This window comes from Mesorhizobium sp. M4A.F.Ca.ET.020.02.1.1 (genome assembly GCF_004022645.1).
In the GTDB taxonomy this organism is placed as follows: domain Bacteria; phylum Pseudomonadota; class Alphaproteobacteria; order Rhizobiales; family Rhizobiaceae; genus Mesorhizobium.
On the sequence record NZ_RZOI01000254.1, the window covers coordinates 1 to 7,576 of the forward strand.

Below are 7,576 nucleotides of genomic sequence, written 5' to 3' on the forward strand. Positions count from 1 at the left end.
CCGCCAGCCCGACCCACTGTTCCCAGGGGAAGGCCGCTGTGAGCTGTTTTGGGCGATGTGGCGGTTCGGCCTCATTGCCTTTCATGAAAGGCGCCAGCGTCGATCGAGCCAACGCCCTGTCAACGAACGACTCCGCCGTTTCGCCTTGCATCTCGGAGATCAGGGCATGACGCAGATTGTCCTCCCGTTCGCGGCGACCAAGAACATAGTCGATCCCATTGAGCATAGCCGCCGTGACGGCATCGGGATTGTTGATCGGGTCGAGCTGTTTTGCTGCAATCTGCGCGTTGAGCGCCCCTGCCACTGTAGGGCCAAGCCGCAGATCACCGGTCTGGTTCACGAGAGTCAGCAAGATGGCGGCCTGCGGAGAATGGTCAATCAGCTGCCCGATTGGCCTGATGGCTGAACCCATACCGTTTTGACGGTCGAGCGCCTGTACCTGCGCCGGCTGTTTGGAAATGTCGAAGAACGGGCGAAGATTGGCAGAGTTGAGGGCGTTGCGAAGATAACCGGTATGACGCTTGTCGATTAATGCCGCGGGCGGAAGGCGGTCGAGGTAGGCGACGTAGTCGGAGAGGTCGTCTTCTGCTGCCCGCATCTCGAGCGCTAGGAGCCAAACGCCTGCTTCTTCAGCCCTTTGGGCGAGCTGCGACTTTGCCTGATCATCGAGAGCGGACAGCGCCTGCGCAATTCCTTTGGCGGCGACCGACGCTTGGTAAAGATCCGACGTCTGCAAGCGCGCCAGTTCGTCCAGAAGCCAGTCGCCATCATCCTCCATGACCAGCGCGCGCCAGGCGGATTGGCCAAGCTGTGGCACAATCGACTGTGCCTTGGGCAGCGGCTGCATGCCGGCAATCATCGCCGCCCGGTCCGGCGTTGTTGCATAGGCAAGTCTGAGTTCGACAATGCGCTGCGGCGGATGACTGCGTTTTTCCAGGCTCGCCAGAAGCGCCGAGCCTTCGGTGTAGGCAAGGCCGCCATAGCGTATCTTCAGATACGCGGCGTCATCCCCGAAACGGTCGCGCCAGAAATTCGGGAACGTTGCCGGTTCGGCAAGCAGGAAATCGCCCGCGTCCAGGATGGCTGGCGCAAAGGCGCAAGCGCCGGGCTGCGTCTGCGCGGCAGCCGGCGCTATCGGCGCGGTCCCCATGATCGCCGCCACGACTGCAAGAACTGCCTGCCGACGCATGGTTTCCCCCTCCATTCCGCCGACCGATCGTATACCGGAAATCATCGCCGGCGCCAGCGCGCGGCCTCTGGCCAGAGCATGCACCCGTCCCCAAATGCTTGCGCCAGATGGCATCGATCCTATCTTGCAAGAGGAAGAAACATGCCGGAGCCGCAGCCTTGGCCGCAAGAAAGACAGCCGCCAACCGCTATTATCGCGGCCCGCCAAGCGATCATTTCGACGGCACCCTGTTCTTCAATCCCAATGGCAAGCCGCCCGGCCGCTTCGCCGACCTCCTGCGATGGCAGTTGGGCGGCGAGCGCGCGAAATGGCCGGCGGCCAATCCGAGCCCGTTCCATCAGGCGAGGCCGGACGAGCGCGTCGACGGCGCCGCGCTGCGCCTCACCATGGTCGGCCATTCCTCGCTGCTCATCCAGACGGCGGGGCTGAACATCCTCACCGATCCGGCCTGGTCGCAGCGCGTCTCGCCGCTGTCCTTTGCCGGGCCGAAACGTGTCAACGCGCCGGGCATCGCCTTTTCCCAGTTGCCGCCGATCGACCTCGTGCTGGTCAGCCACAACCATTACGACCATCTCGATCTCGCCACGCTGAAGCGGCTGAAGGCGAGGCACGACCCGCTGGTGATCACGCCGCTCGGCAACGACGCCATCATCGACGCCGCCGTCCCCGGCATGCGGCTCAGCGCGCATGACTGGGGCGACAGGCTCGACCTCGGCAAGGATGCCGCCATCCATGTCGAGCCGGTGCACCACTGGTCGGCGCGCGGCGCGCGCGACCGGCGCATGGCACTGTGGGCGGGGTTCGTGGTCGAGACGCCAAGCGCAAAAATCTATTTCGCCGGCGATACCGGCTTCCATGGCGGCGCCAACTACCGGCTGATGGCCGAAAAGCATGGCGGCTTCCGCCTCGCCATCCTGCCGATCGGCGCCTATGAGCCGCGCTGGTTCATGGAGCCGCAGCACCAGAATCCCGAGGAGGCGGTGCAAGGCATGATGCTTTGCAACGCAGCCCACGCCGCAGGCTGCCACTGGGGCACCTTCCAGCTCACCAATGAGCCGATCGACGAGCCTGCCCGCAAACTGGCCGAGGCGCTCGACGCCGAGCGCCTGCCGCGCGAACGTTTCCGCGCCTTGCGGCCGGGCGAGGTGTGGGATGTGCCGGCCGCCTAGCCCAGGAGCTGGCCGACCACAGGAACCCAAGCCGACAAGAGGCGTTGACCCAACAGCGCAATTCGGCTGGGAGCCTTTCCATGATCAAGTGGATCATCATTCTTCTTATTGTCGCCGCGGCGGCGAGCCTGCTCGGCATGCCGGCACTGGCAGGCGCGGCCGCCACCGGCGCGCGCGTCCTGATCGGCGTCGTCCTCATCATCTTCCTGCTGATCGTGCTCGGCGTCTTCGCGGTTACCTAGGCCCGACGTCTTCGCCGTCGGCTAGGCGCGACGTCTTCGTCGTCGCCAAGGCGCGACGTCTTCGCCGTCGCCGGGCCCGGTGTCTCCGTCGTGGCCGGTTCGGCGTCTTCGCCGTGGCTTCAAGCGCGCCGCACTGGTAATTCCCGCCCGTTTCCGCCATATAGCGCCAAACGGACATGGAATGACCGGTTAGATGGCAGGCACCGCCCCCTTCGCCAAGATGAATGGCATCGGCAACGAGATCATCGTTGCCGATATGCGCGGCCGCGCCGACCGGGTGACGCCGGCGGCGGCGATCGCGCTCAATGCCGATGCCGCGACCAAGTTCGACCAGATCATGGCGATCCACGATGCGAGGACGCCGGGCACCGCCTATTATGTCGACATCCTGAATTCCGACGGCTCGGGTGCGCAGGCCTGCGGCAACGGCATGCGCTGTGTCGTGCAGGCGCTCGCCGCCGAGACCGGCCAGAAGAGCTTCACCTTCGAGACCCGGGCCGGCATCCTCAACGCCAAGGAACATGCCGATGGCACGATCTCGGTCGATATGGGCGCGCCGCGCTTCGGCTGGCAGGACATCCCGCTCGCCGAGGAGTTCCGCGACACCCGCATGATCGAGCTGCAGATCGGCCCGATCGACGCGCCGGTGCTGCATTCGCCCTCGGCCGTCTCGATGGGCAATCCGCACGCCATCTTCTGGGTCGATCGCGACGTCTGGTCCTACGAGCTCGACCGGTTCGGCCCGCTTTTGGAAAACCATCCGATCTTCCCCGAGCGCGCCAACATCACCATCGCGCAGGTCACCTCGCCCGAAACCATGGTTATCCGTACCTGGGAACGCGGCGCCGGCCTGACCAAGGCCTGCGGCTCGGCCGCCTGCGCCGCCGTGGTGGCCGCTGCCCGCACCAAGCGCACCGGCCGCAGCGTCTCGCTGATGACGCCCGGCGGCGGCTCGCTGCATGTCGAATGGCGCGACGACGACCACGTCATCCTGACCGGTGCCGCCGAATGGGAATTCTCCGGCAGCTTCGACCCTTCGACCGGCACCTGGGCCCGCGACACCGAAAGCGCGGCCCGATGGCGATAGACGTCGTCACCTTCGGCTGCCGCCTGAACACCTATGAGTCCGAGGTGATGCGCCGCGAGGCCGAAAGCGCCGGCCTCGGCGCGCTCGAGGGCGGCGCCGTCATCTTCAACACCTGCGCCGTCACAGCGGAAGCGGTGCGCCAGGCCAAGCAGTCGATCCGCAAAGCCCGCCGCGAGAACCCGCAGGCACGCATCATCGTCACCGGCTGCGCGGCGCAGACCGAGCCGCAGAACTTCGCCGCCATGGACGAGGTCGACCTCGTGCTCGGCAATGAAGAGAAGCTGAAGGCGAATTCCTATCGCGCGCTCCCCGATTTTGGCGTCAACGACACCGAGAAGGCGCGCGTCAACGACATCTTCTCGGTGCGCGAGACGGCCGGCCACATGGTCGATGCAATCGAGGGCCGGGCGCGCGCCTTCGTCCAGGTGCAGAATGGCTGCGACCATCGCTGCACCTTCTGCATCATCCCCTATGGCCGCGGCAATTCGCGCTCGGTGCCGATGGGCGCCGTGGTCGAGCAGATCAAGCGGCTGGCCGGCAATGGCTATGCCGAGATCGTGCTGACCGGCGTCGACATGACCAGTTTTGGCGCCGACCTGCCGGGCGCCCCGAAGCTTGGGAAGCTGGTGAAGACGATCCTGCGCCAGGTGCCAGAGGTGAAGCGGCTCAGGCTGTCCTCGATCGATTCCATCGAGGCCGACGAGGACCTGCTGGACGCCATCGCCACCGAGCCCCGGCTGATGCCGCATCTGCATCTGTCGCTGCAGTCGGGCGACGACATGATCCTGAAGCGCATGAAGCGCCGCCACCTGCGCGACCAGTCGATCCGCTTCTGCGAGGAGGTACGCAAGCTGCGCCCCGGCATCGTCTTCGGCGCCGACATCATCGCCGGCTTCCCGACCGAGACCGAGGCGATGTTCGCGAACTCGGAAAAGATCGTCGAGGAATGCGGCCTGACGCATCTGCACGTCTTCCCGTTCAGCCCGCGCGAAGGCACGCCCGCCGCGCGCATGCCGCAGGTGCGGCGCGAGGTGGTCAAGCAGCGCGCGGCCCGGCTTCGCGCCGCCGGCGAGGCCGCCTATCGCCGCCATCTCGCCGCCCTTGCCGGTACGCGCCAGTCGATCCTGGTCGAGCGCGACGGCCTCGGCCGCACCGAGGGGTTCACGCTGGCCGCCATCGACGCCGGGGCACCGGGCAAGATCGTCGAGGCTGTTGTTACGGGCCATGACGGCGCCCGCCTCCTGGCCGCGTCGCTTGCCGCGCGCGCCGCCTGAGATACGCAAAACATGGCTGGTTTCTTCAAGAAGATATTTTCGTTCGGCAAGAAGGAAGTCGTCGAGGAGCGCGTCGACGAGACGGCACCCTTGCCGCCGATCAAATGGGATGCGCTGGACGCGCTGAAGCCGGCGGCCGAGGAGCCGAAGCCCGAACCTGCACCGGACATTCCGCCGGCGCCGGAACCCGTCATCCCGCCGGCACCTGAGCCGGTCGTTCCGTCCGAGCCGGAGCCGTTGCCGCAGCCCCTGCCGGAGGAAGAGCCGCAACCTGCCCCGGAGAAGCCGGAGCCGCCGGCACCGGAGGAAGTGCCCGTTCCGCCCGAACCTGCACCTGAGCCGGTGCCCGCGCCGCAAGAGGTACCGCAGCCGGAGCCGGCCTCGCCGGAGATCGAGCCTGCGCGGCCGGAGCCGCAGCCGGTGCCGGCGCCCGTCGAAGTGCCGACGACGCCCAGCGAAGTCCCGGCCGAGACGCCGGCACCGATCGAGGTGCCGCCGGCAGCGCCACGTTCTATCGAGCCATCTTTGGAGGTCGGCGCCGCCCCTCATCCGCCTGCCGGCACTTTCTCCCCGTATAGTGACGGGGAGAAGGAAGAAGCGCCAACGCCGACGCCCCCCTCGCGCCGTTCTTCACGGGCAGAGGGTGAGGGGCAGCGCCAGCCTGTCGAGGATTTGCCGCCACCGGAGCCTGCTCCGCCGGCGGAAATCGCTCCTCCGATTCGCCAGCCTGCGCCGGTCGAACCGGAGCGGATGGTTGCCGAGATTGCCCCCGAGCCGCAGCCGATCCCGCACACCCCGGAGCCAAAGCCCTCAACCGGCAAGATAACCGTCGCAAAAAAGGTCGAGCAGAAGGCCGAGGCGCAGAAGGCGCCGGAGCCGGCGCCGCGGCGCTCCTGGTTCCAGCGCATGCGGGACGGGCTTGCCCGCTCCTCGCGCGAGCTGTCGGGCAACATTGCCGGCGTCTTCACCAAGCGCAAGCTGGACGAGGACACTCTGCAGGACCTGGAGGACGTGCTGATCCGCGCCGATCTCGGCCTGGAGACCGCGCTCCGCGTCACCGATGCGCTGGCCTCCAGCCGCTACGGCAAGGACGTCTCCGACGCCGAGGTGCGCTCGGTCATGGCGGCCGAGGTCGAGAAGGTGCTGACCCCCGTCGCCCTGCCGCTGGAGCTCGACCTCACCCACAAGCCGCATGTCATCCTGGTGGTCGGCGTCAACGGCACCGGCAAGACCACGACGATCGGCAAGCTGGCCGCCAAGCTGACCGATGGCGGCCTGTCAGTGATGCTCGCCGCCGGCGACACCTTCCGCGCCGCCGCGATCGAACAATTGAAGATCTGGGGCGAGCGGACGAAATCGCCGGTCATTGCCTCAAAACTCGGCGCCGATGCCGCCGGCCTCGCCTACGACGCCTTCGAGAAGGCCAAGGATGCCGGCTCCGATGTGCTGATCATCGACACCGCCGGCCGGCTGCAGAACAAGGCCGAGCTGATGGCGGAGCTGGAGAAGATCGTGCGCGTGCTGGGCAAGCTCGATCCGGAAGCGCCGCACACCGTGCTGCAGACGGTCGATGCCACCACCGGCCAGAATGCGCTGAGCCAGGTCGAGATCTTCCGCAACGTCGCCGGCGTCAACGGCCTGGTGATGACCAAGCTCGACGGTACGGCGCGCGGCGGTATTCTGGTGGCGATCGCGGCCAGGCACAGGCTGCCGGTCTATTTCATCGGCGTCGGCGAGCAAGTCGACGACCTCGAACCTTTTTCAGCCAGCGAATTCGCCCGCGCGATCGCTGGCGTGGCTTGAACGATCCCAAAAGCGCCGACTTTCGGGACAACAAGGACTTCCATGAACATCCTCGAACGCGACCCGTCAGACCCGCAGAAACAGAAGAAGGAAGGCGTAAACCCGGTGCTCAAGCTGGCGCTGGAGCTCGGTCCGCTGATGGTGTTCTTCTTCGCCAATTCGCGCAGCGAATGGCTGGTGCAGAAATTCCCGGTGCTGGGCGAGCTCGGCGGGCCGATCTTCGTCGCCACCGGCCTGTTCATGGTTGCCACTGCGCTGGCGCTCATCGTTTCCTGGCTGCTCATCCGCACCTTGCCGATCATGCCCATGGTGTCGGGTGTCGTCGTCCTCATCTTCGGCACGCTGACGCTCTATTTGCAGGACGACGTCTTCATCAAGATGAAGCCGACCATCGTCAACACGCTGTTCGGCGGCGTGCTGCTCGGCGGCCTGTATTTCGGCAAGTCACTGCTCGGCTATGTCTTCGATTCAGCCTTCAGGCTAGACACCGAAGGCTGGAAGAAGCTCACCTTCCGCTGGGGCCTGTTCTTCCTCTTCCTGGCCCTCGTCAATGAAGTGGTCTGGCGGAATTTTTCCACCGACGCCTGGGTTACCTTCAAGGTCTGGGGCATCATGCCCATCACGCTTCTCTTCACCTTCAGCCAGATGCCACTGATCATGCGCCATTCGCTTGAGGACAAGGCTAAGGAGGAGAACGCTGGCAAATAGAGCAATTCCAGGAAACGTGCGCAGCGGTTTTCCGTCCGGAATTGCGGCAGAACAAGAGAGGGACGGGGCATGGAATTCCTCACCACGCGCGACGAGCTGAGGGC

Annotated in this window: 7 protein-coding genes; 6 read left to right on the plus strand and 1 reads right to left on the minus strand. The window is 66.0% G+C overall.

What is annotated here, in order from left to right; genetic code table 11:
* Positions 1-1,189, minus strand: a 1,189-nt coding sequence (locus EN742_RS17085; RefSeq protein WP_148670132.1) for a hypothetical protein, incomplete at its 3' end; no start/stop codon positions are given.
* Between the two features lie 158 nt (positions 1,190-1,347).
* Here EN742_RS17085 and EN742_RS17090 point away from each other — a divergent pair.
* The 6 genes from EN742_RS17090 (at position 1,348) to EN742_RS17115 (ending at position 7,472) form a co-directional block, all read left to right on the plus strand.
* Positions 1,348-2,358, plus strand: a complete 1,011-nt coding sequence (locus EN742_RS17090) for an MBL fold metallo-hydrolase (RefSeq protein WP_126057445.1) — start codon at positions 1,348-1,350, stop codon at positions 2,356-2,358.
* An 80-nt stretch (positions 2,359-2,438) separates the two neighbouring features.
* Positions 2,439-2,600: a DUF1328 family protein gene (locus EN742_RS17095; protein WP_126057444.1), complete on the plus strand. Its 162-nt coding sequence runs from the start codon at positions 2,439-2,441 to the stop codon at positions 2,598-2,600.
* 193 nt (positions 2,601-2,793) lie between these two features.
* Entirely contained in the window at positions 2,794-3,687 is an 894-nt protein-coding gene (gene dapF, locus EN742_RS17100; protein ID WP_128333057.1) for a diaminopimelate epimerase, read from the plus strand.
* Positions 3,678-4,961, plus strand: coding sequence for a tRNA (N(6)-L-threonylcarbamoyladenosine(37)-C(2))-methylthiotransferase MtaB (mtaB, locus tag EN742_RS17105; protein WP_126057442.1), 1,284 nt, complete (start codon positions 3,678-3,680; stop codon positions 4,959-4,961). The genes dapF and mtaB overlap by 10 nt, the downstream gene beginning before the upstream one ends.
* Before the next feature lie 12 nt (positions 4,962-4,973).
* A complete protein-coding gene (gene ftsY / locus EN742_RS17110; RefSeq protein ID WP_128333058.1) occupies positions 4,974-6,764 on the plus strand; it encodes a signal recognition particle-docking protein FtsY in 1,791 nt (596 codons plus the stop codon).
* A gap of 42 nt (positions 6,765-6,806) precedes the next feature.
* On the plus strand, positions 6,807-7,472 hold the full coding sequence (locus EN742_RS17115; RefSeq protein ID WP_126057440.1) for a septation protein A: 666 nt from the start codon (positions 6,807-6,809) through the stop codon (positions 7,470-7,472).
* Positions 7,473-7,576 lie beyond the last annotated feature (104 nt).

Excerpts from the sequence above, each read along its gene's own strand:
- EN742_RS17095 (WP_126057444.1), top strand. The coding sequence starts at position 2,439 with ATGATCAAGTGGATCATCATTCTTCTTATTGTCGCCGCGGCGGCGAGC.
- dapF (WP_128333057.1), top strand. The coding sequence starts at position 2,794 with ATGGCAGGCACCGCCCCCTTCGCCAAGATGAATGGCATCGGCAACGAG.
- mtaB (WP_126057442.1), top strand. The coding sequence starts at position 3,678 with ATGGCGATAGACGTCGTCACCTTCGGCTGCCGCCTGAACACCTATGAG.
- ftsY (WP_128333058.1), top strand. The coding sequence starts at position 4,974 with ATGGCTGGTTTCTTCAAGAAGATATTTTCGTTCGGCAAGAAGGAAGTC.
- EN742_RS17115 (WP_126057440.1), top strand. The coding sequence starts at position 6,807 with ATGAACATCCTCGAACGCGACCCGTCAGACCCGCAGAAACAGAAGAAG.